28 protein-coding genes are annotated in these 26,186 nt (G+C 73.5%); 13 read left to right on the forward strand and 15 right to left on the reverse strand.

Features of this window, described 5'->3' with window-relative positions; all coding sequences use genetic code 11:
- The first annotated feature begins 8 nt into the window (after positions 1 to 8).
- On the forward strand, positions 9 to 677 hold the full coding sequence (locus ACLBX8_RS22025) for a response regulator transcription factor (protein ID WP_447715748.1): 669 nt from the start codon (positions 9 to 11) through the stop codon (positions 675 to 677).
- A complete protein-coding gene (locus ACLBX8_RS22030) occupies positions 674 to 2,041 on the forward strand; it encodes an ATP-binding protein (protein ID WP_447715749.1) in 1,368 nt (455 codons plus the stop codon). Before ACLBX8_RS22025 ends, ACLBX8_RS22030 begins: the two co-directional genes overlap by 4 nt.
- A gap of 184 nt (positions 2,042 to 2,225) precedes the next feature.
- On the opposite strand, the gene cysC is transcribed toward ACLBX8_RS22030, so the two are convergent.
- The 7 genes from cysC to ACLBX8_RS22065 all read right to left on the reverse strand — a co-directional run bounded on the left by cysC (position 2,226) and on the right by ACLBX8_RS22065 (position 7,707).
- A complete protein-coding gene (gene cysC, locus ACLBX8_RS22035) occupies positions 2,226 to 2,885 on the reverse strand; it encodes an adenylyl-sulfate kinase (protein ID WP_447715750.1) in 660 nt (219 codons plus the stop codon).
- Positions 2,886 to 2,975: 90 nt separating this feature from the next.
- On the reverse strand, positions 2,976 to 4,070 hold the full coding sequence (locus tag ACLBX8_RS22040; protein ID WP_132367560.1) for a hypothetical protein: 1,095 nt from the start codon (positions 4,068 to 4,070) through the stop codon (positions 2,976 to 2,978).
- A 573-nt stretch (positions 4,071 to 4,643) separates the two neighbouring features.
- Positions 4,644 to 5,402, reverse strand: coding sequence for a methionine biosynthesis protein MetW (gene metW, locus ACLBX8_RS22045; RefSeq protein WP_447715751.1), 759 nt, complete (start codon positions 5,400 to 5,402; stop codon positions 4,644 to 4,646).
- Positions 5,403 to 5,407: 5 nt separating this feature from the next.
- Positions 5,408 to 6,613: a homoserine O-acetyltransferase MetX gene (metX, locus tag ACLBX8_RS22050; protein WP_020095220.1), complete on the reverse strand. Its 1,206-nt coding sequence runs from the start codon at positions 6,611 to 6,613 to the stop codon at positions 5,408 to 5,410.
- 162 nt (positions 6,614 to 6,775) lie between these two features.
- A complete protein-coding gene (locus tag ACLBX8_RS22055) occupies positions 6,776 to 6,955 on the reverse strand; it encodes a hypothetical protein (protein ID WP_091682522.1) in 180 nt (59 codons plus the stop codon).
- Between the two features lie 120 nt (positions 6,956 to 7,075).
- Positions 7,076 to 7,243, reverse strand: a complete 168-nt coding sequence (locus ACLBX8_RS22060) for a hypothetical protein (protein WP_020095222.1) — start codon at positions 7,241 to 7,243, stop codon at positions 7,076 to 7,078.
- Positions 7,244 to 7,413: 170 nt separating this feature from the next.
- Positions 7,414 to 7,707, reverse strand: coding sequence for a hypothetical protein (locus ACLBX8_RS22065; RefSeq protein WP_056523934.1), 294 nt, complete (start codon positions 7,705 to 7,707; stop codon positions 7,414 to 7,416).
- A 191-nt stretch (positions 7,708 to 7,898) separates the two neighbouring features.
- Between ACLBX8_RS22065 and ACLBX8_RS22070 the strand changes: the two genes are divergently transcribed.
- Both ACLBX8_RS22070 and ACLBX8_RS22075 read left to right on the forward strand, forming a co-directional pair.
- Positions 7,899 to 9,014: a pyridoxal phosphate-dependent aminotransferase gene (locus tag ACLBX8_RS22070; RefSeq protein WP_091682520.1), complete on the forward strand. Its 1,116-nt coding sequence runs from the start codon at positions 7,899 to 7,901 to the stop codon at positions 9,012 to 9,014.
- Positions 9,007 to 9,966, forward strand: coding sequence for a prephenate/arogenate dehydrogenase family protein (locus ACLBX8_RS22075; protein WP_447700671.1), 960 nt, complete (start codon positions 9,007 to 9,009; stop codon positions 9,964 to 9,966). Before ACLBX8_RS22070 ends, ACLBX8_RS22075 begins: the two co-directional genes overlap by 8 nt.
- A 147-nt stretch (positions 9,967 to 10,113) precedes the next feature.
- Here the strand turns inward: ACLBX8_RS22075 and msrA are convergent, their stop codons facing one another.
- Positions 10,114 to 10,842: a peptide-methionine (S)-S-oxide reductase MsrA gene (msrA, locus tag ACLBX8_RS22080; RefSeq protein WP_447700672.1), complete on the reverse strand. Its 729-nt coding sequence runs from the start codon at positions 10,840 to 10,842 to the stop codon at positions 10,114 to 10,116.
- A gap of 142 nt (positions 10,843 to 10,984) precedes the next feature.
- On the opposite strand from msrA, the gene trpB reads away from it, so the two are divergent.
- Entirely contained in the window at positions 10,985 to 12,226 is a 1,242-nt protein-coding gene (trpB, locus tag ACLBX8_RS22085; RefSeq protein ID WP_447683188.1) for a tryptophan synthase subunit beta, read from the forward strand.
- Between the two features lie 9 nt (positions 12,227 to 12,235).
- On the opposite strand, the gene ACLBX8_RS22090 is transcribed toward trpB, so the two are convergent.
- The 3 genes from ACLBX8_RS22090 to ACLBX8_RS22100 all read right to left on the reverse strand — a co-directional run bounded on the left by ACLBX8_RS22090 (position 12,236) and on the right by ACLBX8_RS22100 (position 13,235).
- The gene (locus ACLBX8_RS22090) at positions 12,236 to 12,649 is read right to left on the reverse strand and encodes a type II toxin-antitoxin system HicB family antitoxin (RefSeq protein ID WP_447683189.1); all 414 of its coding nucleotides are present in this window, start codon (positions 12,647 to 12,649) and stop codon (positions 12,236 to 12,238) included.
- 5 nt (positions 12,650 to 12,654) lie between these two features.
- Positions 12,655 to 12,849 (reverse strand): type II toxin-antitoxin system HicA family toxin, encoded by a 195-nt coding sequence (locus ACLBX8_RS22095; protein ID WP_447700674.1) that lies wholly within the window; start codon positions 12,847 to 12,849, stop codon positions 12,655 to 12,657.
- A 74-nt stretch (positions 12,850 to 12,923) separates the two neighbouring features.
- Positions 12,924 to 13,235 (reverse strand): helix-hairpin-helix domain-containing protein, encoded by a 312-nt coding sequence (locus tag ACLBX8_RS22100; protein ID WP_427508057.1) that lies wholly within the window; start codon positions 13,233 to 13,235, stop codon positions 12,924 to 12,926.
- Between the two features lie 392 nt (positions 13,236 to 13,627).
- Here ACLBX8_RS22100 and ACLBX8_RS22105 point away from each other — a divergent pair, with 392 nt between their 5' ends.
- Complete coding sequence (locus tag ACLBX8_RS22105; RefSeq protein ID WP_447715752.1) at positions 13,628 to 15,532, forward strand: ABC transporter ATP-binding protein; 1,905 nt, start codon at positions 13,628 to 13,630, stop codon at positions 15,530 to 15,532.
- Between the two features lie 85 nt (positions 15,533 to 15,617).
- A complete protein-coding gene (locus ACLBX8_RS22110) occupies positions 15,618 to 16,517 on the forward strand; it encodes a cell envelope integrity EipB family protein (RefSeq protein ID WP_091682508.1) in 900 nt (299 codons plus the stop codon).
- A 9-nt stretch (positions 16,518 to 16,526) separates the two neighbouring features.
- Here ACLBX8_RS22110 and ACLBX8_RS22115 read toward each other — a convergent pair whose 3' ends face one another.
- On the reverse strand, positions 16,527 to 16,829 hold the full coding sequence (locus ACLBX8_RS22115) for a DUF3572 domain-containing protein (RefSeq protein WP_307188484.1): 303 nt from the start codon (positions 16,827 to 16,829) through the stop codon (positions 16,527 to 16,529).
- A gap of 74 nt (positions 16,830 to 16,903) precedes the next feature.
- Here ACLBX8_RS22115 and ACLBX8_RS22120 point away from each other — a divergent pair, with 74 nt between their 5' ends.
- The 5 genes from ACLBX8_RS22120 (at position 16,904) to ACLBX8_RS22140 (ending at position 21,976) form a co-directional block, all read left to right on the forward strand.
- Positions 16,904 to 17,275 (forward strand): response regulator, encoded by a 372-nt coding sequence (locus ACLBX8_RS22120; RefSeq protein WP_007560977.1) that lies wholly within the window; start codon positions 16,904 to 16,906, stop codon positions 17,273 to 17,275.
- A gap of 170 nt (positions 17,276 to 17,445) precedes the next feature.
- On the forward strand, positions 17,446 to 18,819 hold the full coding sequence (locus ACLBX8_RS22125; protein ID WP_091682506.1) for a PleD family two-component system response regulator: 1,374 nt from the start codon (positions 17,446 to 17,448) through the stop codon (positions 18,817 to 18,819).
- A gap of 130 nt (positions 18,820 to 18,949) precedes the next feature.
- Positions 18,950 to 20,158 carry a DUF2252 family protein gene (locus ACLBX8_RS22130; protein WP_447700676.1) on the forward strand — a complete coding sequence of 403 codons (1,209 nt, stop codon included), beginning with the start codon at positions 18,950 to 18,952 and terminating at the stop codon, positions 20,156 to 20,158.
- A gap of 127 nt (positions 20,159 to 20,285) precedes the next feature.
- Positions 20,286 to 21,248, forward strand: coding sequence for an acetyl-CoA carboxylase carboxyltransferase subunit alpha (locus ACLBX8_RS22135; RefSeq protein WP_447700677.1), 963 nt, complete (start codon positions 20,286 to 20,288; stop codon positions 21,246 to 21,248).
- On the forward strand, positions 21,245 to 21,976 hold the full coding sequence (locus ACLBX8_RS22140; protein ID WP_447700678.1) for a papain-like cysteine peptidase: 732 nt from the start codon (positions 21,245 to 21,247) through the stop codon (positions 21,974 to 21,976). Before ACLBX8_RS22135 ends, ACLBX8_RS22140 begins: the two co-directional genes overlap by 4 nt.
- A 57-nt stretch (positions 21,977 to 22,033) precedes the next feature.
- On the opposite strand, the gene ACLBX8_RS22145 is transcribed toward ACLBX8_RS22140, so the two are convergent.
- On the reverse strand, positions 22,034 to 22,285 hold the full coding sequence (locus tag ACLBX8_RS22145) for a DUF1640 domain-containing protein (protein WP_447700679.1): 252 nt from the start codon (positions 22,283 to 22,285) through the stop codon (positions 22,034 to 22,036).
- A 441-nt stretch (positions 22,286 to 22,726) separates the two neighbouring features.
- Here ACLBX8_RS22145 and ACLBX8_RS22150 point away from each other — a divergent pair, with 441 nt between their 5' ends.
- Complete coding sequence (locus tag ACLBX8_RS22150) at positions 22,727 to 24,253, forward strand: L,D-transpeptidase family protein (protein ID WP_447700680.1); 1,527 nt, start codon at positions 22,727 to 22,729, stop codon at positions 24,251 to 24,253.
- A 4-nt stretch (positions 24,254 to 24,257) separates the two neighbouring features.
- Here ACLBX8_RS22150 and ACLBX8_RS22155 read toward each other — a convergent pair whose 3' ends face one another.
- Entirely contained in the window at positions 24,258 to 24,431 is a 174-nt protein-coding gene (locus ACLBX8_RS22155) for a YqaE/Pmp3 family membrane protein (RefSeq protein ID WP_012318839.1), read from the reverse strand.
- A 125-nt stretch (positions 24,432 to 24,556) separates the two neighbouring features.
- Complete coding sequence (locus ACLBX8_RS22160) at positions 24,557 to 26,173, reverse strand: cytochrome c (protein WP_447700681.1); 1,617 nt, start codon at positions 26,171 to 26,173, stop codon at positions 24,557 to 24,559.
- Positions 26,174 to 26,186 lie beyond the last annotated feature (13 nt).

Genomic DNA, 26,186 nt, shown 5'->3' on the forward strand with positions numbered 1-26,186 from the left:
GCCGGCCCGTGCGCGTCCTGATCGTCGAGGACGAGCCGCGCATCGCGGCGGACATCCGGCAGGGCCTGGAGAGGGCCGGCTACGTCGCCGACGTGGTGGCGGACGGCGAGGCGGCGTGGTTCCGCGCCGAGACCGAGACGTACGACGCCATGGTGCTGGATCTCGGCCTGCCGCGCCTCGACGGGCTCGGCGTGCTGCGCCGCCTGCGCGCCGCCGACATCGCCCTGCCGGTCCTGATCCTCACCGCCCGCGACGGCTGGCGCGAGCGCGTCGAGGGCATCGACGCCGGCGCCGACGACTACCTCGCCAAGCCGTTCCGCATGGAGGAGCTGGTGGCGCGGCTGCGGGCGATCCTGCGGCGCACCGCCGGCCACGCCGCGCCGGTGCTGCGCGCCGGCACGGTCGAACTCGACACCCGCACCCGCGCGGTCAGCGTCGACGGCAGGCCCACGGAGCTGACCGCCCTGGAATACCGGCTGCTGGCCTTCCTGCTGCACCGGCCTGGGCAGGTCGTGCCCGCGGGCGAGCTGCTCGACCACCTTCACGGCGTCGGGACCGAGCGCGAGGCCAACGCCCTGGAGGCGCTCCTGACGCGCCTGCGCCGCAAGATCGGGCCGGGGGTGATCGAGACCCGCCGCGGCCAGGGCTACCTGATCGCCGGACCGGACGGGCCGTGAGGCGCGACTCCCTCCGCCTGCGGCTCGGCCTCGCGGCGGCCGCGCTGATCGCGCTGGCGCTGGTGCTCGCCGGGATCGGCCTCACGGTGATCCTCGACCGGGTGCTCGACGCCCGCACCGTCGCGGATCTGGACCGGACCGCCAAGCTCATCGCCGGCCGGGTGGGCCTCGCGCCGGACGGGACGCCGACCCTGTCCCGGGACCTGCCGGACCCGCGCTTCGCCACGCCCTACGGCGGCCTGTACTGGCAGGTCGAGGCGGGATCGCGCGCGCTGCGCTCGCGCTCCCTCTGGGACAGGAGCCTCGACCTGGGCCAGGCCGGGGCGGGCGCGCAGGTCCCCGCGACCCTCGACACGACCGGGCCCGACGGCGGCCGGCTCATCGCGGTGGTGCGGCCGCTGCAGATCGGCGCGCCGGGCGCCGAGACCGCGCTGCGGGTCGCGGTGGCGGAGGACCGGCGCGGCCTCGCGGCGAGCCGGACCACCTTCCTGCGCCTGCTCGTCCCGGCGCTCGTCGCCCTGTTCGTCGTCCTGACCCTGGCGATGGGCCTGTTCGTGCACCGGGCGCTCGGCCCGTTCCGGGTGCTGCAGGCGGAGCTCCTGGCGGTCCATGCCGGGCGGCGGGCGCGGCTGCCGGAGCAGTTCCCCGACGAGGTCCGGCCGCTGGTCACCGATCTCAACCGGCTGCTCGACGCGCAGGAGCGCGCCCTGGTCCGCGCCCGCGACGCCGCCGCCGACATGGCCCACGGCCTCAAGACGCCGCTGGCGGTGCTGGACGCGCTGGCGCGCCGGACCGGGCCGGCCGACCCGGCGCTGGCGGCCGAGATCGCCGAGCAGGCGCGGGCCATGGGCGGGCAGGTGGAGCGGGCGCTGGCCCGGGCGCGGGTCGCGGCCGCGGGCGACCTGCGGCGGCGGTCCTGCCCGGTCGCCCCGGTGGCGGAGCGCCTCGTCGCGACCCTGCGGCGGCTGCCGGAGGGCGGGTCCCTCGACTGGGCCGTGGCGGTGCCCGGGACCCTCGCCTATCCGGGCGAGGAGGGCGAGCTGATGGAGGTGCTGGGCAACCTCCTCGACAATGCCCGGAAGTGGGCGCACCGGCGGGTCCGGATCACCGGGATGGAAGCCGGGACGGAAGCCGGGACGGACGCCGGCCAGCCGGGTCTCGCCGTCGAGGATGACGGCCCCGGCATGAGCGCCGCGGCCATCGCGGGAATCGGGCGCGGCCAGCGCTGGGACGAGAGCCGGCCGGGCACCGGCTTCGGCATCGCCATCGCCCGCGACGTCGCCGAGGCCGCCGGCGCCCGGCTCGATTTCGGCCGCTCGGAGCTGGGCGGCCTGCGGGCGGAGCTGCGCTGGCCGGGCGGGTAGGGCGAGCCAGGCGCCTCCCGACTCGCGCCTTCATCCTGAGGTGCCGGAGCGAAGCGCAGGCCTCGAAGGCGGGCTCCAGGGATCGCGCGGCCGGCTGGAACCCTCCTTCGAGCCCCGCTTTGCGGTCACCTCAGGATGAGGGGATGGCTGGGAGGACCCGGTGTGCGCGTCGGGAACCACACGCTCACCGCCCCGGCTTCGCACCCGCGCCCGCCCGGCTCAGCCGCATCAGCCGCGCGCTCAGGGCGCGGGCGCAGGCCGCGGTGCCGCGGCCCTCGGTGGCGATCGTCAGGTCCGGCCGCTCCGGCGCCTCGTAGGGCGCCGAGATGCCGGTGAAGCCCGGGATACGGCCGGCGCGGGCCAGCCGGTAGAGGCCCTTCGGGTCCCGGGCCTCGCACAGGCCCAGCGGCGTGTCGACGAACACCTCCAGGAACGGGATGTCGCCGGCGATCCGGCGCGCCAGCGCCCGGTCGGCCCGGTAGGGCGAGATCAGCGAGACGATCACCACCGTCCCCGCCTCGGCCATCAGCCGCGCCACCTCGGCGGTGCGCCGGACGTTCTCGGCGCGGTCCTCCGGCGAGAAGGCGAGGTCGGCGTTGAGCCCGTGGCGCAGGTTGTCGCCGTCGAGGACCGCGCTGTGCCGGCCGCCCGCGACCAGGGTCCGGTCGGCCTCCGCCGCCAGCGTCGACTTCCCCGCCCCCGACAGGCCGGTCAGCCACGCGATCACCGGCACCTGGCCGAGGCGCGCCCAGCGCGCCTCCCGCGCCTGGAGGGGGTGCCAGGTCACGGGGCCCGGAGGGAGGCCGGCCGGAACCATCTGCGGGATCTTCTGCACGACGCACATATCCACCGCCTGGTCACACGCCTGGTCACACGCCTGGGGCGGCGTCCGCGGGGGCGGCCGCCGGTTCTCGGACATCGACACGCGCGGGCCCTAGGGCACGCGCCAGACCGGGTAGCCGACGGCCTCGCCGAGGCGCTCCCGGCACTCCTCCAGGATGTGGGCCGTCCGCCGCCGCCACGCGGGCGGGGACCGGAAGGCGGCCCGCGCCGCCGCCGCCCGCACCAGCGCCTCGACCGCGGCCTCCGTCTCGGGCGCGACCGGCCCGGCGGCGAGCTCGTTCGGCGGCGCGGCGGGCGCGGCCGCGATCACCGCGTCCCAGCTCTGCCCCCAGCAGGCGGCGGCGAAGCGCGCGTTCCCGGCCGCGTAGCGCGCCGCGACGCGGGCCAGCCCCTCCGGGGCGTCGCCGCGGAACCGCTCCGCGTCGAGCCCCCGCGCCCAGGCCCAGTCGTCGAGGACGTGGCCGAGCAGCCGGCGATGCCCGGTCACCTGCCGGTGCACGCCGAGCCGGTACAGGCGTCGCGACGCCTCGACCGCGACCGGCCCGGAACTCCGGTTGGTGCGGTAGGCGAGGTCGGCCGGGCCGAGGAGCGGCGCGAGGCGCTCGCCCAGCCCGAGCCCGTCGACCAGCCGCGCCAGCAGCGGCGCGTCGGACCGCCGGTCGCGGTACGGCAGGGCGGTGACGCGCCCCGCGGCGGCGCGGCGCCAGGGCTCGAGCCGGTCCGCGTAGTCGTAGCGCCGGGACCCACCCTCGGAGCGCAGGAAGCCGCGGAACGTGCGGCCCTCGGCGACGACCTGCGCCCGCAGGGCGTAGGCCGAGGCCAGCTGCTCGGCCTGCGGCTTGACCACGAGCGCCGCCTCCAGGGCGAAGCCGCGGCGCGCGAACAGGTCGGACAGGATCTCGGGAACGCGCCAGAACGGGCGCTGGACGGAGAAGTCCTCGTAGGAGAGCAGGACCGTGTCGGCCGGCGTGGCGGCCAGGATCGCGTCGAGCCGCGCGAGGGCCTCGCGGCGCTCCGCGGCGCCGCGGCGCCGGTCCAGCGCCTGGCCGAGCCGGTAGTGGTTGACGTCGTCGCTGCCGGGGGCGCCCGGCGGGGCGAGGTTCGGGTAGCAGATCCCGGCCGCGGCGAGGCGGGGGCGCAGGCGGGCCAGCACCTCCTGGAACGCGGTGGAGCCGGTTCGGGGCATCCCGATGTGAACGATCGCGCGGCGCACGTGTCCTGTCGACCCTGCTGGAATTCGCGGTTGCGGCAAGTCTTCCGCGCAGCCGGGCACAGTCCACGACCCCTCGTGGACCCGCACGTCTCGGGATGAACGCCGGACGAATCCGTAATCACGGTCCGATCACGGGAACGCGACCAGAAATAGCCAAGCTCCGTTTCTGCTCTATTTCAGACGGATTGCGGAATCGCCGGGCCGGGGCGCCGCGGGTGCGCCCGGGAGAGACAGCGCCGCGCGGCGACCCTCGAGCGCCGGACAACAGCGACGCTGGGGCCGCTTCCGATCGTGTTGCAACGGTTGGGAAGGACGACGACCCCGGTCGAGACATCCGCGCCACGCCCCCTCTCCCGTGCGGGAGAGGGTTGGGGTGAGGGACAGGACGCTTCGAGGTCGAGCGAGCCATCACGGCGCGACGGGGGTGTGCCTCGTCCGGACGGAGCTGATCCCTCACCCTGACCCTCTCCCGCACGGGAGAGGGGACCCGCGCCTCGTCCGGCACGGGCTCGACGCGCCACCGCCGCGCCTTGCTCGGGAGCGGTTCTAGGGCCCGGCATCCTCGCGCCGGAGCAGGAACACGCCCTGCGCGCCGAACAGGTTCCAGACCCACCAGGGCATGGAGAACCGCATCGGCCGGCCGCGGGCGTCCAGCGCCGTGGCGTGCTCGATCCGCGCGCCGATCAGGCGGCACAGGCCGACGAAGTCGCGGATCGTGCAGTGGTGGATGTTGGGCGTCTCCCACCACGCGTCCGGCATGATCTCGGTGACCGGCATCCGCCCGCGGAAGGCCAGCTCGGAGCGCACCCGCCAGTGCCCGAAATTCGGGAACGAGATGATCACCTGCCGGCCGATGCGCAGCAGGTGCTCCAGCACCACCCGGGGATTGCGGGTCGCCTGGATGGTCTGGGACAGGACCACCACGTCGAAGGCGCCGTCCGGGTAGTTGGCGAGGTCGGTGTCGGCGTCGCCCTGGATCACCGACAGGCCCCGGGCGAGGCAGGCGTTCACACCCTCGCGGGACAGCTCGATCCCGCGCCCGTCGATGCCGCGGCGGTCGCGCAGGAGCGCCAGCAGCGAGCCGTCGCCGCAGCCGATGTCGAGCACCCGGGCGCCGGCCGGGACGAGGCCGAGCACGACGAGGTGGTCGACGCGGGCGCCGCCGCCCTCGGCCGCGTGGGGGAGGGCGTCCGCGCCCTCCCAGGGGGCGCCGTGGCGGACCTTGCCCGAGGCGATCTTACCCAAAGAGATCTTGCCCAGGGGCAGCTTGCCGAAGGTCATCTTGCCGGACCCGCCGCTCGCCATCCGCGTCACAGCCCGCGCGCCCGGGCGGCGGCGTCGATGAAGCCGCGGGCCGCGGAGAACATCGCCGGCTCGTCGAGCAGGAAGGCGTCGTGGCCCTTGTCGCTCTCCACCTCCACGAAGGCCACCGGCGCCGCGGCGGCGTTGAGCGCGTGGACGATCGCCCGGGAGTCGCGGGTCGGGAACAGCCAGTCCGAGGTGAACGAGATCACGCAGAAGCGGGTCTTGGTGCCCCGGAAGGCGTTGGCGAGCACGCCGCCGTGGTCCTCGGCGAGGTCGAAATAGTCCATCGCCCGGGTCAGGTAGAGGTAGGCGTTGGCGTCGAACCGCTCGACGAAGCTCAGGCCCTGGTGGCGCAGGTAGCTCTCGATCTGGAAATCGGCGTTGAACGAGAAGGTCGGCGCCGTGCCGCCCTGGAAGCGCCGGCCGAACTTCCGGTGCAGCGCCGGCTCGGACAGGTAGGTGATGTGCGCGCCCATCCGGGCGACGCCGAGACCCTTGGCGGGCCGGGTGCCCGCCTCGAGGTAGCGCCCGTCCGCCCAGGCGGGGTCGGCCATGATCGCCTGCCGGCCGACCTCGTGGAAGGCGATGTTCTGCGCCGAGTGGCGGGCGCCGGTGGCGATCGGCATCGCGGCGAAGACGCGCTCGGGATAGAGCGCCGCCCATTGCAGCACCTGCATCCCGCCCATCGAGCCGCCGATGCACAGGAACAGGTCCCGGATGCCGAGATGCTCCAGCAGCATTGCCTGGGCCCGGACCATGTCGCGGATCGTCACCAGCGGGAAGTTCAGCCCGTAGGGCCGCCCCGTCGCCGGGTCGATCGAGGCCGGGCCGGTGGAGCCCATGCACGAGCCGATGACGTTCGAGCAGACGACGAAGTAGCGGTCCGTGTCGATCGGCTTGCCGGGGCCGACCAGCGTCTCCCACCAGCCGGGCTTGCCGGTCACCGGGTGGGTGTGGGCGAAGTACTGGTCGCCGGTCAGCGCGTGGCAGATCAGGACCGCGTTCGAGCGCGCGGCGTTGAGCGTGCCGGCGGTCTGGTAGGCGATCTGGAAGGGCGCGAGCTCGACGCCCGCGTCGGTGAGCAGGGGCGTGTCGGCGGCGAAGCGCGCCACCGGGCTCCGCGGGTCGAGCGCCTGCGAGCGCTCGGACGCGCGCCGCGCCGGCTCGTCGATCGGGTCCGGCCTCAGGGCCGTGTCCGTTTGGGTGTCCATGGCGGGTCTTGACGACCGTGTATCGGTTCGGATCCGAACCGGGAGAGCACGGGATCGCCTGACGCGCCGCACTCGCCCGACGCGGCCAGCCCCGCCGAGGTAATGCGCGGGGGGCCGAGCGTCAACGCGGGCGGGCCGGACGGTCAGGCCCGGTCGGGTCGCTCACGCGATCGGGGCGGCCATCACGGCGAGCCCCAGGGCGGGCAGGCCGAGCGCGAGGGCGGCCCGGGCATCCAGACGGTCCGCGCGGACGCCCGCCCGCCAGTGCCGGCTCGCCGCGCTCTCGATCAGCATGCCGGTGAGCACGAGACCACAGCCGATCAGGGCCTGCATCGAAACCATGGGAACCTCGCCCGGACAGCCGCGCGACCGGGGGCGCCGCGCGTCTCGGCGCGCCCCGGTTGCCGCTGGGAAAGTCCGTCCGATGTCTGACGGTTCCTCGCCGACGCCTCAGCCGGCGCCTCAGCGCATGGCGGCCGCGCAGGCCGCGAAGACCAGGGCGGCGCCGGCGGCCGTGATGCAGCCGTTGGCCCAGGGCGCCGCCTCGGCGCGCCGCAGGCGGCAATCCGCGGCGACCGAAACGAGGATCCCGATCAGGAAGAGGCTGCAGGGGATCAGGTCACCGGGCATCGTCGATCCATCCAGGGGTTGCGGGTCGGGGCACGCCCGACGCGCCCCTGTTCTCCCGGTTCAACAGGCCGAAACGTGGCGAGTGCCCCGCGGCATTTGCGCGTCGCCGATTTGCCGCGGCGCCCCGGATGGATCGCGCTGGTTGAAGTCCGCCGATGAAGTCCCGCCGATCAGGTCCTGGCCGAGGCCGGCCGGGTGTCGAAATCCTCCGGGCCCAGATCGAGGAGGTCGTTGGGGGTCTCGGTGCGGTCGTAGGCCTGGCTCGCCGCGGCCTCGATCACCGCCTGATTGCGGGCGAACAGCTCCAGGGGGGCGAGATCGGCGCCGCCGAACTGCTGGCGCAGCACGGGAACCGGGACCTCGACCGCGATCACCCGCTGGCCGTTCGTCATGGCGAAGCGGATCAGCGAGTCGTCGGCGGGGAGGATGTGGGCGCCGCCGTCCAGGTAGCGTTCGAGGGGCATGCGGGAATCCTTCGTGTTGGGCGCCTGTCGGCGGAGCGCCGGCATACAGGCACGACTCCGTGGGGCCGGACAAGTCGCCCCGGCCGGGTCGGGCCGCCACCTCCGGAGTCGGCCCCGGGTTCACCGGCCGAGGAAATGCTGTAGACGGGCGCGGAACCGACCGAACCCCGCGCATCCCGAGTCGCACCGCAATGTCCGCCCCCCGACCCGCCCGTCCGGAACCGCGTCCCGGCGTCCTGGCGATCGACACCTACGTGCCCGGCAAGAGCGGGCGGCCCGGGGGCGGCAAGGTCTACAAGCTGTCCTCCAACGAGACGCCCCTCGGCCCGAGCCCGGCGGCGCTGGCCGCCCTCCACGCGGCGACCGCCAAGCTCGAGACCTACCCGGACGGGCGCGCCACGGTGCTGCGCACCGCCATCGCCCGGCGCTACGGGCTCGATCCCGAGCGGATCGTCTGCGGCGCGGGCTCGGACGAGCTCCTGTCGCTGCTGGCCTACGCGTATGGCGGGCCGGGCACCGAGGGGATCTACTCGGAGCACGGATTCCTCGTCTACCGGATCGCCATCCTGGCCTCGGGCGGCGAGCCCGTGGTCGCGCCCGAGCGCGACCTCACCGTCGACGTCGACGCGATCCTGGCCCGGGTCACCGACCGGACCCGGATCGTCTACGTCACGAACCCCAACAACCCGACCGGCACCTACCTGCCCTTCGACGAGATCCGCCGCCTCCACGCCGGCCTGCCGCCGCACGTGCTGCTGGTGATCGATGGCGCCTACGCCGAGTACGTCCGCGCGAACGACTACTCGGCCGGGCTCGAGCTGGCCCTCGAGGCCGAGAACGTCGTGATGACCCGCACCTTCTCGAAGATCCACGGCCTCGCCTCCGTGCGGATCGGCTGGATGGTCGCGCCGGCGCACGTGGCGGACGCGGTCAACCGGATCCGGGGCCCGTTCAACGTCTCGGGCCCGGCGATCGCCGCGGGCTCGGCCGCCATCGCCGACGAGGCGCACATGGCCGCCGCCGCCGCCCACAATGCCGAGTGGCTGCCGAAGCTCACCGAGGGCGCCCGCGCGCTCGGCCTGGAGGTCACGCCGAGCGTCGCGAACTTCCTGCTGATCCACTTCCCCGACGCGCCGGGCCGCTCGGCGGAGGACGCGGACGCGTTCCTGACCGAGCGCGGCCTCATCACCCGGCGGGTCACCGCCTACGGCCTGCCCAACGCCCTGCGGGTGACGGTGGCGGGCGCCGAGGCGAACGAAGCCTTCCTGGCCGCGCTCGGCGACTTCGTGCGGGGCCGGCATGGCTGAGACGTCCGTGGCCGGGACGCCCGGGACCGAGGCGCCCGCCGTCGGCCGCCTCGCCATCGTCGGCCTCGGGCTGATCGGCTCCTCGATCGCCCGGGCGGCGCGCCGCTACGGCCTCGCCCGGACCATCGTGGCGGTGGACCGCGACGCGGCCGTGCGCGCCCGGGTGCGCGAGCTCGGCATCGCCGACGTCGTCACGGGCGACCCGGCGGAGGGCGCCGCCGGCACCGACCTCGTCATCCTGTGCGTGCCGGTGGGCGCGATCGGGGCGGCGGCGGCCGAGATGGCGCCGCATCTCAAGCCCGGCGCGATCGTGTCGGATGTCGGCTCGGTGAAGGGCGCCGTGGTGGCGGCGGTCCGGCCGCACCTGCCCGAGGGCGTCGCGCTGGTCCCCGGGCACCCGATCGCCGGGACCGAGTTCTCGGGGCCGGACGCGGGCTTCGCGACCCTGTTCCAGGGCCGCTGGTGCATCCTGACCCCGCCCGAGGGCACCGATCCGGCGGCGATCGAGACCGTCCGCGCCCTGTGGGCGGGGATGGGCGCCGACGTCGAGACGATGAGCGCCGAGCACCACGACCACGTGCTCGCCATCACCAGCCACCTGCCGCACCTGATCGCCTACAACATCGTGGGCACCGCGGCCGACCTCGAGGCGGCGACGCAGTCCGAGGTGATCAAGTTCTCGGCGAGCGGGTTCCGCGACTTCACCCGCATCGCGGCGTCCGACCCGACCATGTGGCGCGACATCTTCCTCAACAACCGCGAGGCGGTGCTGGAGATGCTCGGCCGGTTCAACGAGGACCTGTCGGCGCTCGCCAAGGCGGTGCGCTGGGGCGACGGCGACGCGCTCCACGCGATGTTCACCCGCACCCGGGCGATCCGGCGCAGCATCGTGGCGCAGGGCCAGGAGACCGCGGCCCCGGATTTCGGCCGGCCGCGTCCGCCGGAGGAATAGGGAAGGCGGCGGACCGACCCTCACACGGACTGGGTCCCTCAGCGCCGTCTTTGCGAGCGCAGCGAAGCAATCCAGGGTGGCTCTACGCTGTGGGGGATGTCGCGCTGCCCTGGGTCGCTTCGCTGCGCTCGCGATGACGGGGGGCGCTCAAGCCGGCGGGCGGTTGACCAGCACCGGCTGCGGCGCCGTCCGCTCCGGGAACAGGGTCCGCAGCGCCTCGAGCTTCGGCGCGTCGTTGGCGGCGATGTACGGGTGGCCGGGGTGCAGGGCCATGAAGTCCTGGTGGTAGCCTTCCGCCGGGTAGAACGCGGCGCCCGGCTCGATCCGGGTGGCGACCGGCCGCGCGTAGGCCTGGGCCGCGTCGAGCTGGGCGATGTAGGCCCCGGCCACCCGCGCCTGGTCGGCGTCCTGCGGGAACAGGGCCGAGCGGTACTGGCGCCCGGCATCGGGTCCCTGGCGATCCACCTGGGTCGGGTCGAGGGCCACCGAGAAGAAGATCCGCAGCAGCTCGTCGTAGCGGATGACCGACGGGTCGTAGGTGACCGACACGGCCTCGGCGTGGCCGGTCCCGCCGCCGCTCACGGTGCGGTAATCGGCCTCCGCGCGGGTGCCGCCGGCGTAGCCCGACACCGCGCCGCTCACCCCGCGCACGTGCTGGAACACCCCCTGCACGCCCCAGAAGCAGCCGCCGGCGAAGACGGCCACGCGCGGCCCCGGCGGCTCGGCGGAGCGGGTCACGGCCTCTGGCAGGCGCCGGGGCGCCTCCTCGGCGAAGGCCGGGAGCCGGGGGAGCAGGACGGCGCCCGCGAGCCCGAGCCCGAGCCCCGCCCCGAGGATCGGGCGGGAGAGGGTGCGGAACGTGTCGCGAAGGGCCATGGTCAACCTCCTGCCGGATGCTGACAGCCCGTTCGCGCCGGCGCCTGATCCGGTTACGCGCGCGGCTGGCCGCATTGCGGTGACGGCGACATGGGTCTAGGCACCCGGCAACAGATCGACACGCGCGCGCAGGATCCGTCCCGTGACCATCGCCCCCGAGCCCAACTCCTTCCGCACCGGCCCCGACGAGCGCGGCCGCTTCGGCATCTTCGGCGGCCGCTTCGTCGCCGAGACCCTGATGCCGCTGATCCTCGAGTTGGAGGCGGCCTACGACGCGGCCAAGCAGGACCCGACCTTCCAGGCCGAGATGGAGAGCTACGGCACCCACTATATCGGCCGGCCGAGCCCGCTCTACTACGCCGAGCGCCTCACCGAGCACCTGCGCGCCAAGGCGCCGGCGGGGCAGGGCGCCAAGGTCTATTTCAAGCGCGAGGAGCTGAACCATACCGGCTCCCACAAGGTGAACAACGTCCTGGGCCAGATCCTGCTGGCCCGCCGCATGGGCAAGCCGCGGATCATCGCCGAGACCGGCGCCGGCCAGCACGGCGTCGCCACCGCGACGCTGTGCGCGCGCTTCGGCCTCAAGTGCGTCGTCTACATGGGCGCGGTCGACGTCGCCCGGCAGGCGCCCAACGTCTTCCGCATGAAGATGCTCGGCGCCGAGGTGATCCCGGTGGAATCCGGCACCAAGACCCTCAAGGACGCCATGAACGAGGCGCTGCGCGACTGGGTCACCAACGTCGCCGACACGTTCTACTGCATCGGCACGGTGGCGGGCCCGCACCCGTACCCGGCCATGGTCCGCGACTTCCAGTCGGTGATCGGCCGCGAGACCCGCGAGCAGATGATCGCCCAGGAGGGCCGGATCCCGGATTCCCTCGTCGCCTGCATCGGCGGCGGCTCGAACGCCATGGGGCTGTTCCACCCGTTCCTGGACGACCGCGAGGTCGAGATCTTCGGCGTCGAGGCCGCGGGACACGGCGTCCAGTCGGGCCTGCACGCGGCCTCGCTGACCGGCGGCAAGCCGGGCGTGCTGCACGGCAACCGCACCTACCTGCTGATGGACGGCGACGGCCAGATCGCCGACGCCCACTCGATCTCGGCGGGCCTCGACTATCCGGGCATCGGCCCCGAGCACGCGTGGCTGCACGAGATGGGCCGGGTCACGTACCTGTCGGCGACCGATTCCGAGACGCTGGAGGCGTTCAAGCTCTGCTCGATGCTGGAGGGGATCATCCCGGCCCTGGAGCCGGCCCACGCCCTGTCCAAGATCCTGGAGCTCGCGCCGCAGCGCCCGGCCGAGCACCTCATGGTGCTCAACATGTCGGGCCGCGGCGACAAGGACATCCCGCAGGTGGCCGAGATCTTCGGCACGAAGCTCTGAGGACGCGGCTCAACCTTCGGCCTGGATCTTGTCCCGCGCGGCCGAGACGAGGAAGGCCGACCGGGTGAGGCCCCGCGCCCGCGCCGCGGAATCGATCTCAGCGAGGGCCGCGGCATCCAGCGAGACGTTGACCCGCACCGGCCGGCCGGAGTCGAGGAGAAGGGGAACGAGGCCGAGCGTCGCCTCTTCCAGAGCCTCGGCCAGCGCCGGGTCAGCCCGGACCGCGTCGGGCGCGCGCGGAGCCGGTGGCGCGAGGCCCGCCGCGATGCGATCCCCCATCCACTCGCTGAGGGCGGCGGTGGCGTTCGCCATCGCCTCATCGATGGTCGCACCCATCGCGGTGCAACCGGGGCAATCAGGCACCGCGACGCCGTAAGCGCCGGCCGCCCCATCGATCAACACCGTATAGCGGGACATCCGCATCCTCCTCAGATCCAGCCCGCCGCTGCGCCGATGTTGCGTGCGACACCCGGCGAGAGCACGCGGTGACGCGGCACCATGATCTTGATTCCCGGTCGGTCAGGGTGCGCGAACTTCTCGTGCTTGGCGCCGCCTTCGCCGATCCACCCCTCCTGACGGAGGCGGTTCACGATAGTCTTGCGATCGGTTTGGACCCGCGGCATCGCAGCCTCCGGCGGAGTGTGTATTTATTGGCACACTCCCTGGAAAGCCAGCGGTCCATCGACCGGAGCTAGCCTCACCGCACAGTCACCTGATCCTTGATCTTCTCGTAGACCGGCCGGCTGAGCACGCGCTTCGACAGCAGTTGCTCCACCGACGTGTAGGGCCGCTTGGCGACGATCGCCCGGCCGATGGCGCCGCCGCCGCGCAGGTGATTGAGATCCGCCACCGAGGCGGTGTTGAGATCGAGGATGGCCAGGGCCCGGGGACCGGCGCTGTCCTCCGCCCGGTCCACCTCGGCCTGACCGGCCGCCTCCTGCGCCGACGGATCGGGCTGCGCCTCCCGCGGGAGCGGCTCGGCGGGGAAGGCCGTCGCGTCGGAGGGCATCCGCGTCGGCGCCGGAGCGCCACCGGGCGGGGCGGGGGCGGGCTCGACCGCCGCCGCGGGCGGGGCGGCCGGGGCGGGCGGCGCCGCGGGAGCCACTGGAGCCGCAGGAGGCGGCTCGACGCGCCGGACCGTCGCCGAGGGCTGGGGGGCCGCCGGTGTTTCCGGAGCGGACGCGGGCGGAATCGCCGGTCCGGGCGCGGGGCTCGGCAGCAGGGCCTGCACCACCGCCGCGAGGATGCCGGCAATGATGAGGAGAACCGAAACTCTGAGGATTGCAGGACCGCTGAGCACGCACCACTCGACGAGGATTAAAACTATATGCATCTACAGTTAATGATGTCCTTGCGCCTCGTCCAATCCATGCCCGAAACCCGGCGGGTCATCCCCAGGGGATGAGCGGGCCCGCGCCGCGGCCGGGGGCGGGCCCGCGTCGGCGACTCGGCGAGCGACTCGGCGAGCGCCTGGGCGATCGCCTGGGCGAGCGTGTCGGCGCCCTGCGCTACCTGCCGACCCTGTTCCGGGAGATCGCCGCCGCGAGCCCGCGCCTGCTGGCGGCGAGCCTGTCGCTGCGCCTCGTGGCGGCCTGCCTGCCGGTCCTGACCCTCTACCTCGCCAAGCTGATCCTCGACGGGATCGTGGCCGAGCACGCCCGGCCGGCGCCGGAGGCGGGGCTCGCTTCGTGGCTCGCCGATCCCGGCCGGGCGCGGCTCGCCGGCCTCGTCGCCGCCGAGTTCGGCCTCGCCCTGCTCTCGGACCTGACCGGCCGGCTCTCGAGCCTCGTCGAGACCCTGATCGGCGACCTCTACGCCAACGCGGCCTCCCTGCGGCTGATGGCGCACGCCGCCGAGCTCGACCTCGCCCAGTTCGAGGACAGCGCCCAGCAGGACCGGCTGGAGCGGGCCCGCCGGCAGGTCAGCGGCCGCACCGGCCTCATCGGCACGGTGTTCGGCCAGCTGCAGGGCCTCCTGACCCTCGCGACCCTGGCGGTCGGGGTCGCGGCCTTCACGCCCTGGCTCGTGGTGCTGATCGCCGCCGCCCTGGTCCCGGCGGTGCTCAACGAGTGGCACTTCACCAAGGCCGGCTACCGCCTCGCCTGGATCCGCAGCCCCGAGCGGCGGCGGATCGACTACCTGCGCTACCTCGGCGCCAGCGTCGAGACCGCCAAGGAGATCAAGCTCTTCGGCCTCGCGGGCTACGTCACCGGGCTCTACGCCGCGGTGGCGGGGCGGCTGCTCGCCGAGAACCGCGGCCTCGCGGTCGCCCGGGCCGGCTGGGGCTTCGCCTTCGCGAGCCTCGGAACGCTCGCCTACTACGCCGCCTACGCGGTGATCGTCTGGCGCACGGTGGCGGGCGCCTTCTCGGTGGGCGACCTCGCCTTCCTGGCCGGCGCGTTCCAGCGGCTGCGCGGCGGCCTGGAGGGGCTGCTCCTCGGGCTGACCCAGATCACCGGCCAGGCGCAGTACCTCGAGGACTTCTACGCCTTCTTCGCGATCCGGCCGCAGATCCGCTCGCCCGCGCGGCCCGCGCCGGTGCCGAGCCCGATCCGCGCGGGGCTGGTCTTCGAGGGGGTCGGCTACCGCTACCCGGGCACGCAGGTCTGGGCGCTGCGCGACCTCTCCTTCGCCGTCCGGGCCGGGGAGACGGTGGCGCTGGTCGGCGGCAACGGCGCCGGCAAGACCACGATCGTCAAGCTGATGACCCGGCTGTACGACCCGCACGAGGGCCGCGTGCTCCTCGACGGCGTGCCGCTGGCCGCCTACGACCTCGACGACCTGCGGGCGCGGATCGGGGCGATCTTCCAGGACTTCGTCCGCTTCGACCTCACCGCCGGGGAGAACGTCGCGGTCGGCCGGATCGCGGCCGCCGACGACGCGGACCGCATCGCGGCCGCGGCGGCAAGGGGGCTCGCGGCCCCGGTGATCGAGCGCCTGCCCGGGGGCTACGCTCAGCCGCTGGGCAAGCGCTTCGCCGGCGGCCTCGACCTCTCCGGGGGCGAGTGGCAGAAGGTCGCGCTGTCCCGGGCCTACATGCGCGAGGCCGAGATCCTGATCCTGGACGAGCCGACCGCCGCCCTCGACGCCCGGGCCGAGCACGACGTCTTCGCCCGGTTCCGGGAATTGTCGGTCGGGCGGACGACGGTGCTGATCTCGCACCGCTTCTGCACCGTGCGCATGGCCGACCGCATCCTCGTCCTGGAGGGCGGCCGGGTCCTGGAGGAGGGCAGCCACGCCGCCCTCATGGCGCGGGGCGGCCGCTACGCCGAGCTGTTCGCCCTCCAGGCCGAGGGCTACCGGTAGGCCGGCCGGCGCGTCGCCGGGGCGGTCCAAGCATTGCCCGATTCCCTGAGCCTGCTATCTGCGGCGGACCGAACCGGGGTTGTCCATGCGCCTGCGCCTCTTCCCACTGCTGACGGCCGGTCTTCTCGTCTGCGCCGGGCCCGCCCGCGCGGCCCCGCCCGCCGCGCCCGAACCGGAGGCCAAGCCGCCGGCGCCCGAGATCGTGCTCGCCAACCACCGCGCGGTCTACGACCTGTCGCTGGCCGAGGGCGGCGGCACCCGCTCGGTGGAGAGCGCCCGCGGGCGCATCGTCATCGACTTCCGGGGCGACGCCTGCCGCGGCTACACGATGCAGACCCGGCAAGTGACGGAGCTGTCCTCCGGCGAGACCGGCGCGCGCCTGTCCGACATGCGCAGCACCACCTTCGAGGGCGGGCAGGGGCGCGAGTTCCGGTTCAAGACGACGACGCTCACCAACAACAAGCCCGCCGCCCCCGTGGACGGGACCGCCTCCGAGCAGGGCGACGCCCTGACGGTGAAGCTGAAGGGCGGCCCTAAGCCGTTCACCGTGGAGGGGCCGGTCCTGTTCCCGAGCGAGCATATGCGCCGCCTGATCGAGGCGGCGCGGGCCGGCCAGTCGACCCTCGCGGTCAAGGTCTTCGACGGCTCGGACGACGGCCGGAAGGTCTACGACACCTTCGCGGTGATCGGCCACGCCGCGACCGGCCCGGCCCCGGCCTCCGGCTCGACCCGCGACAAGCCCCTGCGCGACGGGTCGCTGGCCACCATGCCGCGCTGGCCGGTCCGCCTCAGCTACTACACCGAGGGCGCCGGGGAGCGGACGCCGATCTACACCCTCGGCTTCGACCTCTACGAGAACGGCGTCAGCGGCGCGCTCAAGCTCGATTACGGCGACTTCGCCATCCTGGGCGACATGACCGCCCTCGACATCGACGCCAAGGCGGGGCGGGCCGACAGGGAGGCGGGGAAGGGCTGCACGCCCTGAGGCCCCGCCTCACGCCCATGCGTCGTCCGGCCGCGGCGAGAGCGCCTGCCAGGCCGCGGCGATCCGCTCCGGCTTGATCCCGAGGCCGTTCGCGCAGGCGACCAGCACGTTCTCGTCGCCCATCACGTGGTCGAGGACGCCGACCAGGAAGGCCGGCTCCCGGGCGCTCGCGCGGAGCGTGTCGGGGCTCAGGCCGCTCGCCGCCAGGAAGGGCAGGAGACGGTCGTCGTCCCCAGCGATCCACAACAGAACGTCCAGGGCGAGCCGTTCGGCCGACTCATGCCCTTGAAGAGGTTTGCCATTCATCAACATGTGAACGCTACAAAGGTGACGGAGGGGCTTCACGGCCCGCTAATCATGATCGGCGCGCACCGGGACAACGGATCATGAAGAAGACGGTGCTGATCGTCGAGGACAACGAGTTGAACATGAAGCTGTTCAACGATCTCCTGGAGGCGAACGGCTACGCGACGCTCAAGACCGCCCACGGCATCGAGGCGATCGAGCTGGCGCGCGCCCATCACCCCGACCTGATCCTCATGGACATCCAGCTCCCCGAGGTCTCCGGCCTCGAGGTGACGAAGTGGCTCAAGGAGGACGACGACCTCAAGAGCATCCCGGTGATCGCCATCACGGCCTTCGCCATGAAGGGCGACGAGGAGCGGATCCGCGAGGGCGGCTGCGAGGCCTACCTGTCGAAGCCGATCTCGGTCGCGAAGTTTTTGGCAACGGTTCGGGCCTATCTTGAACCGCGTTGACGCCGGCGAGGCGTGCCGTTGAACCGGACCCCCGGCCGCGCCGGGCCGGGTGACCGGTTCAACCGTCCGTCCCGTCGTGTCCGCCCCGGCCCCGGCGGCCGACCGGCGGCGCGCCCCCACGGCACACGGCGCCCGGTCCGGGCCGCTCACCCGCGCCCGCACGAGGAACCATGTCGGCCCGTGTCCTGATCGTCGACGATCTGTTCCCGAACGTCAGGCTTCTGGAGACGAAGCTCGGCCTGGAATATTTCGACACGCTCGCGGCCATGAACGGCCGGGACGCGATCGCGATCTGCGAGAAGGGCCTCTGCGACCTCGTCCTGCTCGACGTGATGATGCCCGGCATGGACGGGTTCGAGGTCTGCCGGCACCTCAAGAACAACCCGCTCACGGCCCACATCCCGGTGGTGATGGTCACGGCCCTCGACCAACCCGCGGACCGCCTGCGCGGCCTCGACGCCGGGGCCGACGACTTCCTGACCAAGCCGGTGGACGACACCGCCCTGTTCACCCGGGTGCGCAGCCTCGTGCGGCTCAAGGCCGTGACGGACGAGCTGCGCCAGCGCGCGCTCGCCTCCCGGGAGTTCGGGATCGGCGATCCCCTGGCGCTCGCCACCGCCGAGACCGGCCTCGACGCCCGGATCCTGCTGATCGAGGACCGGCCCGGCTCGGCCGAGCGCCTCGCCGGGGCCCTGCGCCAGCACCACGTGGTCACGGTCGAGCCCGACCCGCAGGAGGCCCTCCGCCTCGCCGCCGAGGAGTCCTTCGACCTCGCCCTCGTGAGCCTCGACCTCACCGGCTTCGACGGCCTGCGCCTGTGCAGCCAGCTCCGGTCCCTCGACCGGACCCGGGCGATGCCGCTGATCATGCTCGCCGAGGAGTACGACCGCGCCCGGGTGGTCCGCGGGCTCGATTTCGGCGTGCACGACTTCCTGATGCGGCCGGTCGACCGCAACGAGCTGATGGCCCGGGTCCGCACCCAGGTGAAGCGCAAGCGCTTCACCGACGCGCTCCGGGGGGCGATGCAGGCCTCCCTGCAGATGGCCGTGACCGACGCGCTCACCGGCCTGCACAACCGGCGCTACCTCGACAGCCACCTCGGCACCCTGTTCGGCGACGAGGCCGCCCGCCGGGCGAGCCTCGCCGCGCTGATCCTCGACATCGACCACTTCAAGGGGATCAACGACAGCTTCGGCCACGAGGCCGGCGACGAGGTGCTGCGCGGCTTCGCCGAGCGGGTTCGCCAGCACACGCGGCCGATCGACATCGTGGCGCGCTACGGCGGCGAGGAGGTGGTGGTGATCCTGCCGGAGGCGGGCCTCGTCGAGGCGCAGGGCATCGCCGAGCGCATCCGCGAGCGCGTCGAGGCGGTGCCGTTCACCGTGCAGGGGGCGACCCGGACCGTGTCGGTGACGGTCTCGATCGGCGTCGCCGTGCGCCGCGGCGAGGATCTCGGCCCCGCCGACATGCTCCGCCGGGCCGACCTCGCCCTCTACCGGGCCAAGGCGGCGGGCCGGAACCGGGTCGAGTCGCAAGCGGCCTGACCGGCGGCCTGACAGGCGTCCCCGCGTCAATACGCGCGCCCGCGCGCGCGGATGAAAAGGCCGGCCTCGCCGTGTTATCGGATTCGGCCGGCCCGTCGAGGCCGGCGGAGCGGCGCGCGGGACCGAACCCATGGACATGCAGGTACCGGCACGATCCGGCCGCGACGCGAGCGTGCTGAACCACCGCCGCCTGTGCAAGATCGCGTCCTCGCCGCACGCCTACGTCCGCGGCAGCACGGCGCGGTTCTACGAGCTGCTCGCCGGGATGCCGGCCGGCACCCTGCCCGAGGGGCCGCCCGTCTGGATCTGCGGCGACGCGCATCTCGGCAATCTCGGCGCGCTCGCCGGCCCGGACGGCGGGATCGACATCCAGATCCGCGACCTCGACCAGACCGTGGTGGCGAACCCGGCCTTCGACCTCGTCCGGCTCGCGCTCTCCCTGGTCACCGCGGCGCTCAACGCGACCCTGCCGGGCATCGTCACCGCCCGGATGATGGACGCCATGGCGGACGGCTACGCCGAAGGGATCGCCGATCCCGAGGGGGCCGAGCGGGGCGTCGACCCGTCCGAGATCGTCGTCACGACGAAGCGGCGGGCGCTCGGCCGGCGCTGGCGCCACCTCTCGCGCGAGCGCCTGAAGGGCAAGGCCGCCCGGCTCCCGCGGGGCAGCCGGTTCTTCGACCTCGACGCCGACGAGCAGGACTCGCTGACGGCGCTGATCCGCGATCCGGAGATCCGCCGCCTCGTCCTGGCGCTCGGCAGCGCGGCCGACGACGCCGAGATCCGGCTGCTCGACGCCGCCTACTGGATCAAGGGCTGCAGCTCCCTCGGGCGCCTGCGCTACGCCGCCCTGGTGGAGGTGCTGGGCGGCGACCGCCCGAACCTCGCCCTCCTCGACGTCAAGGAGGCGGTGCCGCACCTCGCGCCGGCCGCCGCCGGGATCGCGGTGCCGCCCGACCACGCCGCGCGGGTCGTCGCGGGGGCGCGGGCGCTGTCGCCCAACCTCGGCGACCGGATGGTCGCCGGCCACATCGGCGGCACGCCCGTCACGGTCCGCGAGCTGCTGCCGCAGGATCTCAAGATCGACGCCGAGCAGTTCTCCCGCGGCGAGGCGGTCCGCGTCTCCCGGCACCTCGCCGCCATCCTGGGCCGGGCCCACGGCCGCCAGATGGGCGCGGCCGACCGCCGGGCCTGGATCGACGCCGTGCGGGCGCCGGGCCCGGGCCCCGACGCCCCCGGCTGGCTCTGGTCGGTGGTCACCGACCTGATGGGCGCGCACCAGCGCGGCTACCTGGAGCATTGCCGCCGGATCGCCCGGGAGGCGCTGGACGCGGCCTGACGCGGCCCTCACCGGCCCGGACCCGGGGCGCTTCCGCCACGCCGCCGGTTGACACCATCCCCGCCATCGCCAACACCTCGCGCCCGCCGCCTCTCGCGCGGCGGACCCCGGGAAGACCTGTGATACGATGGCGGTGACGCGCACCTACCTCGACTTCGAGAAGCCGGTGGCCGAGCTGGAGGCCAAGCTCGAGGAGCTGCGCGCCGTGAGCGCGCGCGACGGCGCGGTCTCCATCGCCGAGGAGGTCGGCCGGCTCGAGGCCAAGGCCGGCCAGGCGCTCGCCGAGATCTACGCGAATCTGACCCCCTGGCAGAAGACCCAGGTGGCCCGCCACCCGCAGCGGCCGCACTTCGTGGACTATCGCGACGGGCTCATCACCGAGTTCACCCCGCTGGCCGGCGACCGCAGCTTCGGCGAGGACGAGGCGATCCTGGGCGGGTTCGGCCGGTTCCGCGGCCGGCCGGTCCTGGTGCTCGGCCAGGAGAAGGGCGCCACGACCGAGGCGCGGCTGCGCCACAATTTCGGGATGGCCCGGCCCGAGGGCTACCGCAAGGCGGTCCGGCTCATGGAGACCGCCGACCGGTTCGGTCTGCCGGTCCTCGCCTTCGTGGACACCGCCGGCGCCTATCCGGGCATCGAGGCGGAGGAGCGCGGCCAGGCCGAGGCCATCGCCCGCTCGACCGAGGCCTGCCTCGCGCTCGGCGTGCCCAACGTCGCCGTGGTGATCGGGGAGGGCGGCTCGGGCGGCGCGATCGCGCTCGCCACCGCCAACCGGGTGCTGATGCTGGAGCACGCGATCTACGGGGTGATCTCGCCGGAGGGCGCCGCCTCGATCCTGTGGCGCGACCAGGGCCGCGCGTCGGACGCCGCGACCGCCATGAAGATCACCGCCCAGGACCTGCTGCGGCTCGGCGTCATCGACACGATCATCCCGGAGGCCACCGGCGGGGCGCACCGCGACCGCGAGGCGGCGATCCGGGCCGCGGGCGACGCCATCGCCGACGCCCTCGCGCAGTTCGACGGCCTCTCGCCCGTCGAGATCCGCGACCGGCGCGCCGAGAAGTTCCTGGCGATCGGCCGGACCCTGTGAGCGAGCCCGGGGCGACGGGGGGCCTGTTCGGCGCGATCGGCCGGCTGCTCGGCCGGCGCGACGCGCGGGAGCCGGGCCGGCACAACCACGTCTCCCTGGGCTGCAATTGCCAGATGGCGCACGTCCTCAAGACGCTCGACCTGCGCCAGTGGTCGGGGCCCCTCGACTGGATCTTCTCCATGCCCGGCATGGCCCGGGACTGCCTCGCCGACGACTTCGCCGCGCTCGTCGACCGGGGCCAGCTGGAGAGCATCCCGGAGGCCGAGCGGCGCGGCCCCGGCATCTGGCGGGGGCGCCACCGCCTCTACCGGGAGCGGCACGGCCTCGAGTGCGTGTTCAACCACCACGACCCGGCGACGAGCGAGGCGGACTACGCCTTCCTCACCGAGGGCGTGCGCCGGCTGCGCCGGGCCCTCGACACGCCGGGCACCGACAACCGCCTCTGGATGATGACCCATCTGCACACGCCCCGCGACGTGGTCGAGGCGATCGACGACCTGCTCGGGCAGCGCGCCAGCCGCAACCACCTGACCTTCGTGCAGCTCGAGACCGGGCACCCGCGCATGGCGGTGGTCGAGGCGCTCGACCTGCGGCCCACCCTGCGCTGGCTCACCGTGCAGACGCCCTCGGAGCCGGTCGGCCTGCGGCTCGCCGAGCCGGCCGACGACGCGGCGCTGGTGGCGATCATCCGCGCCGAGGCGGCGCGGCGGCCGGACCTGTTCGCCTGAGCGGGCGCCCGGGGGCGACGTTGCGGGGCGGCGGCCGGTCGGCTCCCGGGGCGGCCGTCAATGCGCGGCGCGCGACAGGGCAACGATCGCGCCGACGATGACGATCGTCTGGAAGCCGATCGAGCCGATCACCCATTTCATGATGTCGAACTTCGCTTCGGCCAGATCGGTCTTGGTGACGAGGTTCGTCAGATCGGAATCCCGACTCTCGCGGATCGCCGCGGTGATCGCCTCGGCCTGATCCTCGGACAGGCCGGTCGCCCGCAGGCGACGGACGAGGGCGTGCGTGTCGAGCGAGAGGGCCGCCATGGGCGACGTTCGCGTGTTCGAGCCGTCCGGGTCGATCGGCCGAATCCGGATGGCAGCCTCCGCGAACGTGGCGCCTTCATCCCGCCGAGGCAAGCAGCGCAAAGTTGGGCGCCCGGCGCGGTCGCACGCGTCCGCGCCGCCAGGGAGTCCACCGGTCCGCGCACCGGGCCGGCAGGCCGGACCGCGGGCGGGACCGCGCACGAGCACAGCATGGATCGCCGCGCGGCCCTGCGGCTCGAACGGCGCCGTCCCGCGACCCCGCCGCGGCGCGCTGTGGATAGCGCGCATGCGCGGGCTCTCCACACCCGAGAACAATCCAGTGTTGCAGCCGGGTCCTTGCGGTAAGGAAGGCGCAAGCTTAACGAGCCTATTGGGTTGGGGAGTGGCACCCGACGCGGCCAGCAAGGCCCGCGGGCGCGCGTAAGACGATCGAGGTTCCCCATGACGGCGCGTCTCGCGACCGCGCGACTGCTGGCGGCGGCGTCCCTGCTGGCCCTGTCGCTCGCCGCCTGCCAGGACGGTTCCGGGATCAACGGCCCGAGCGCGCGCAGCCTCGCGCCGATCGCCCCCCAGACCGTCGCGTTGATGCAGTCCAAGGGGATGCAGCCCTCCGACCCGATCCTGATCCGCACCTTCAAGAAGGAGGCGGAGATGGAGATCTGGAAGCGGGGGAGCGACGGCCGCTACGCCCTCATGAAGACCTACCCGATCTGCCGCTGGTCCGGCCAGCTCGGGCCGAAGACCCGGGAAGGGGACCGGCAGGCGCCCGAGGGCTTCTACACGATCACCCCGGGCCTGATGAACCCGAACTCGTCGTACTATCTCTCGTTCGACACGGGCTTCCCGAACGCCGTCGACCGGGCCAACGGGCGCACCGGCAAGTACCTGATGGTGCACGGCACCTGCTCGTCGGCGGGCTGCTTCGCCATGACCGACGCCACCATCGCGGAGATCTACGCCGTCGCCCGCGACGCGTTCATTGGCGGCCAGCGCAGCTTCCAGTTCCAGTCCTACCCGTTCCGGATGACGGCCGAGAACATGGCCAAGTTCCGCAACGACCCGAACATCGCCTTCTGGCAGAACCTCAAGGAGGGGTCCGACTATTTCGAGGCCCTGCACGAGGAGCCGAAGATCGGCCAGTGCGGGACCAAGTACGTGTTCGGCGGGGCCGACGCGGCCGCCGGCTCGTGCAAGCCGCGGGTCGACCCGCTGGTCGCCGAGAAGAGCGCGCGCGACACGCACGCGGTCGCCGACCTCGTCGCCAAGGGCACGCCGGCGGTGCGGGTCGTGTACCAGGACGGCGGCCAGAACCCGGTCTTCCGCCCGCAGAACGCCAGCGCCTTCGCGAGCCTCGGCGGCACCGAGACGGTCCTGCCCTACGACGCCAAGGAGTACGGCCGGCACAATCTCGGCGACGTGAGCCGGCCCGAGACCCTGGCGGCCGGCCCGCAGGAGATCGAGCTCGCGCCGAAGGGCCAGCCCACGATGCTGGCCGGCGCCGAGCCGGCGGCCGCGACCCGCGCGGCGAAGGCCGGCGGCAAGGGGCACGGGCGGGAGCCAGCGGCGCCCACGACGCCCACGACGCCCACGACGCTCATGGCGAACCGCGCCGATCCCGGCGCGCAGGTCGAGACCACGGCGGCCCTGCCCGACAAGCCCGCCCGCATCGCGGTGGCGGACGCGGACGGCGACGCGAGCAGCTACCAGAAGCTGTTCGGCCAGCTCTTCGCCAAGGACAAGCCGGCCCCGGCGGCGCCCGCGGCCCCGGCGGCCGACGCCGCGGTCGTGCCCGCGGCGGCGCCGGAGCCGGCGAAGGTCGCCCACGCCGCCGAGACGGTCGCGCCGAAGGCCGCCAGGGCCCACGCGGTGAAGACCGCGAAGGTCGAGGGCAAGGGTGAGTCGAAGGCCGACGCGAAGGCGGAGAAGCCCGCCCTCCGGAAGGGCGAGCCCGAGGGCCGGAAGCCCTGACGGCTCAGACCAGCGGCCGGTCGCGGTTCATCAGCCACAGGGCGTGGACCGTGCCGGGCAGCCAGCCCAGGATCCACAGCAGGATGTTCAGCAGGAACTGAAGGCCGAAGCCCGTGGTGACGAGCACGGCGATCGGCGGGAAGAAGATCGCGAGCAGGATTCGGACGAGGCTGGACACGGGGACTCCGGGCGTGAGGTCGGCACGTCCCGGCTCCAACGAAACACGGTTTTATCCGTTCCGCCCGATCTGACCCCGAACCGGCCCCGAAGACCCCGGCAGGCCGGGGCCGCGGGGGCGGCGCCTCAGTTCTTCGCCGGCGGCGTGGTGGCGGAGGGGACGTTGGCGGCCTGCTTCTCCGGGTGCTTCACCTGGCTGTAGGCGACGTTCGCGAAGGTGCCGATCACCGCGGGCCAGCTCGGGTTGCCGTATTGCGGGTCGTCGCGGCCGACCTTGCAGAAGGCCGTGGTCAGGCCGTTGACGATGTCGTCGTCGGTGACCCCGGTCGGCTCCGCCTTCACCTGCTGCACCAGCCGGGCGAGGGTCGGGACGAAGTCCTGCTGCTTCAGGCCCTTCAGGCTCGCCTGCAGCCCGATCTTGTCGAAGGCGGCCTTGAGCTTGTCCTGCTCGATCTCCGCGCAGGGCGCCGTGCCGGCCAGCATGGTCTTGGTGGCGGCGCGCGCCTCCGAGGCCTTCTCGCCGGTCACGACCGGCGCCTTGTTGCCCCAGGAATTGCGGATGTAGTCGGTGACGTTCTTCACCTCGACGTCGGTCATCTGCTGACCGATCGCCACCATCGGGGCGAGCCCACTCTGGGCGCCGAGCCCGCCGTAGATCACCCGCAGCACCGTCTCGGGGCCCTCGGACTGGACCGAGGTGTTGCCGGCGAGCGCCGGGACCGCGCCCTCGATGCCCTTGCCGTCGGGCTGGTGGCAGGAGGAGCAGTAGGTCAGGTAGGTGGAGGCGCCGGGCGCGTCGGGCGTGTCGAAGGCCGCGAGGTCCTTCGGCTTGTAGGTCTGCTTGGCCGGCACGGTGCGCAGGTACGCCACCATGGCCTTCAGGTCCTCCTCCTTCACCTTGGAGAGGGATTCCATGATGGTCTGGCGCATCGGCCCGGCGGCGACGCCCGGCCGGTCGCCCGGGGCGGTGCCGGTCTTGAGGTAGGTCACCACCTGCTCGTCGGTCCAGGCGCCGATGCCCTGGTGGCCGTCCGGGGTGATGTTGGGGGCGTACCAGCCGTCGATCACGCCGCCGCCGAACCGGCCCGCGAAGCTCGAGTTGCCGACGAGCTTGTTCTCGTTGTGGCACATGGCGCAGTGGCCGAGCCCCTCCACGAGGTAGCCGCCGCGGTTCACCTCGGCGCTGGCCTTCGGGTCGGGCTTGAAGCGCTCCTCGGTGAAGAAGGCCGTCCGCCACGTCACCAGCGCCGTGCGGACGCTGAACGGGAACGGGATCTGGCTCTCCTTCCGCTTCTCGTTCACGGCCGGGACCGACTGGAGGTAGGCCCAGATCGCCTTGGTGTCCTCGTCGGTGACCTTGGTGAACCACGCGAACGGGAAGGCCGGGTACAGGTAGCCGACGTTCTTGCTGTAGCCGTGCCGGAACGCCTGGTCGAAGTCGGCGTAGCTCCAGTTGCCGAGGCCCGTCTCCTTGTCGGGAGTGAGGTTGGGGGTCATGATCACGCCGAAGGGCATGTTCAGCGCGTAGTTGCCGGCGAGGTACTTGCCGCCCGGCGCCGTGTGGCAGGCCGCGCAGTCGCCCATCGTCACGAGGTACTTGCCGCGCTCGATCTGGTCGGCCGAGCCGTCCTGCGCCAGCGCCGGCGCGGCCAGGAGCAGGCCCGCGAGGAAGGGGGCGGCCCGCATCGGGGCCAGCCGCGTCGGGGCCGCGCGGCCGGAGGAGAGGGCTCTCGTGCGCTGCATGCCGCGTCTCCCA

It is taken from the genome of Methylobacterium sp. D48H (assembly GCF_053345715.1).

What these genes read in the sequence shown, in the direction of transcription:
- ACLBX8_RS22115 (WP_307188484.1), bottom strand. Translation starts at nt 16,829, where the DNA reads ATGTTGATGAATGGCAAACCTCTTCAAGGGCATGAGTCGGCCGAACGG.
- ACLBX8_RS22090 (WP_447683189.1), bottom strand. Translation starts at nt 12,649, where the DNA reads ATGCGGATGTCCCGCTATACGGTGTTGATCGATGGGGCGGCCGGCGCT.
- ACLBX8_RS22095 (WP_447700674.1), bottom strand. Translation starts at nt 12,849, where the DNA reads ATGCCGCGGGTCCAAACCGATCGCAAGACTATCGTGAACCGCCTCCGT.
- ACLBX8_RS22160 (WP_447700681.1), bottom strand. Translation starts at nt 26,173, where the DNA reads ATGCAGCGCACGAGAGCCCTCTCCTCCGGCCGCGCGGCCCCGACGCGG.
- ACLBX8_RS22130 (WP_447700676.1), top strand. Translation starts at nt 18,950, where the DNA reads ATGGACATGCAGGTACCGGCACGATCCGGCCGCGACGCGAGCGTGCTG.
- ACLBX8_RS22055 (WP_091682522.1), bottom strand. Translation starts at nt 6,955, where the DNA reads ATGGTTTCGATGCAGGCCCTGATCGGCTGTGGTCTCGTGCTCACCGGC.
- cysC (WP_447715750.1), bottom strand. Translation starts at nt 2,885, where the DNA reads ATGTGCGTCGTGCAGAAGATCCCGCAGATGGTTCCGGCCGGCCTCCCT.
- ACLBX8_RS22100 (WP_427508057.1), bottom strand. Translation starts at nt 13,235, where the DNA reads ATGCCCTCCGACGCGACGGCCTTCCCCGCCGAGCCGCTCCCGCGGGAG.
- ACLBX8_RS22070 (WP_091682520.1), top strand. Translation starts at nt 7,899, where the DNA reads ATGTCCGCCCCCCGACCCGCCCGTCCGGAACCGCGTCCCGGCGTCCTG.
- metX (WP_020095220.1), bottom strand. Translation starts at nt 6,613, where the DNA reads ATGGACACCCAAACGGACACGGCCCTGAGGCCGGACCCGATCGACGAG.
- ACLBX8_RS22060 (WP_020095222.1), bottom strand. Translation starts at nt 7,243, where the DNA reads ATGCCCGGTGACCTGATCCCCTGCAGCCTCTTCCTGATCGGGATCCTC.
- ACLBX8_RS22040 (WP_132367560.1), bottom strand. Translation starts at nt 4,070, where the DNA reads ATGCCCCGAACCGGCTCCACCGCGTTCCAGGAGGTGCTGGCCCGCCTG.
- ACLBX8_RS22120 (WP_007560977.1), top strand. Translation starts at nt 16,904, where the DNA reads ATGAAGAAGACGGTGCTGATCGTCGAGGACAACGAGTTGAACATGAAG.
- ACLBX8_RS22110 (WP_091682508.1), top strand. Translation starts at nt 15,618, where the DNA reads ATGCGCCTGCGCCTCTTCCCACTGCTGACGGCCGGTCTTCTCGTCTGC.
- metW (WP_447715751.1), bottom strand. Translation starts at nt 5,402, where the DNA reads ATGGCGAGCGGCGGGTCCGGCAAGATGACCTTCGGCAAGCTGCCCCTG.
- ACLBX8_RS22075 (WP_447700671.1), top strand. Translation starts at nt 9,007, where the DNA reads ATGGCTGAGACGTCCGTGGCCGGGACGCCCGGGACCGAGGCGCCCGCC.
- ACLBX8_RS22105 (WP_447715752.1), top strand. Translation starts at nt 13,628, where the DNA reads ATGAGCGGGCCCGCGCCGCGGCCGGGGGCGGGCCCGCGTCGGCGACTC.
- ACLBX8_RS22150 (WP_447700680.1), top strand. Translation starts at nt 22,727, where the DNA reads ATGACGGCGCGTCTCGCGACCGCGCGACTGCTGGCGGCGGCGTCCCTG.
- ACLBX8_RS22065 (WP_056523934.1), bottom strand. Translation starts at nt 7,707, where the DNA reads ATGCCCCTCGAACGCTACCTGGACGGCGGCGCCCACATCCTCCCCGCC.
- ACLBX8_RS22135 (WP_447700677.1), top strand. Translation starts at nt 20,286, where the DNA reads ATGGCGGTGACGCGCACCTACCTCGACTTCGAGAAGCCGGTGGCCGAG.
- ACLBX8_RS22145 (WP_447700679.1), bottom strand. Translation starts at nt 22,285, where the DNA reads ATGGCGGCCCTCTCGCTCGACACGCACGCCCTCGTCCGTCGCCTGCGG.
- ACLBX8_RS22125 (WP_091682506.1), top strand. Translation starts at nt 17,446, where the DNA reads ATGTCGGCCCGTGTCCTGATCGTCGACGATCTGTTCCCGAACGTCAGG.
- msrA (WP_447700672.1), bottom strand. Translation starts at nt 10,842, where the DNA reads ATGGCCCTTCGCGACACGTTCCGCACCCTCTCCCGCCCGATCCTCGGG.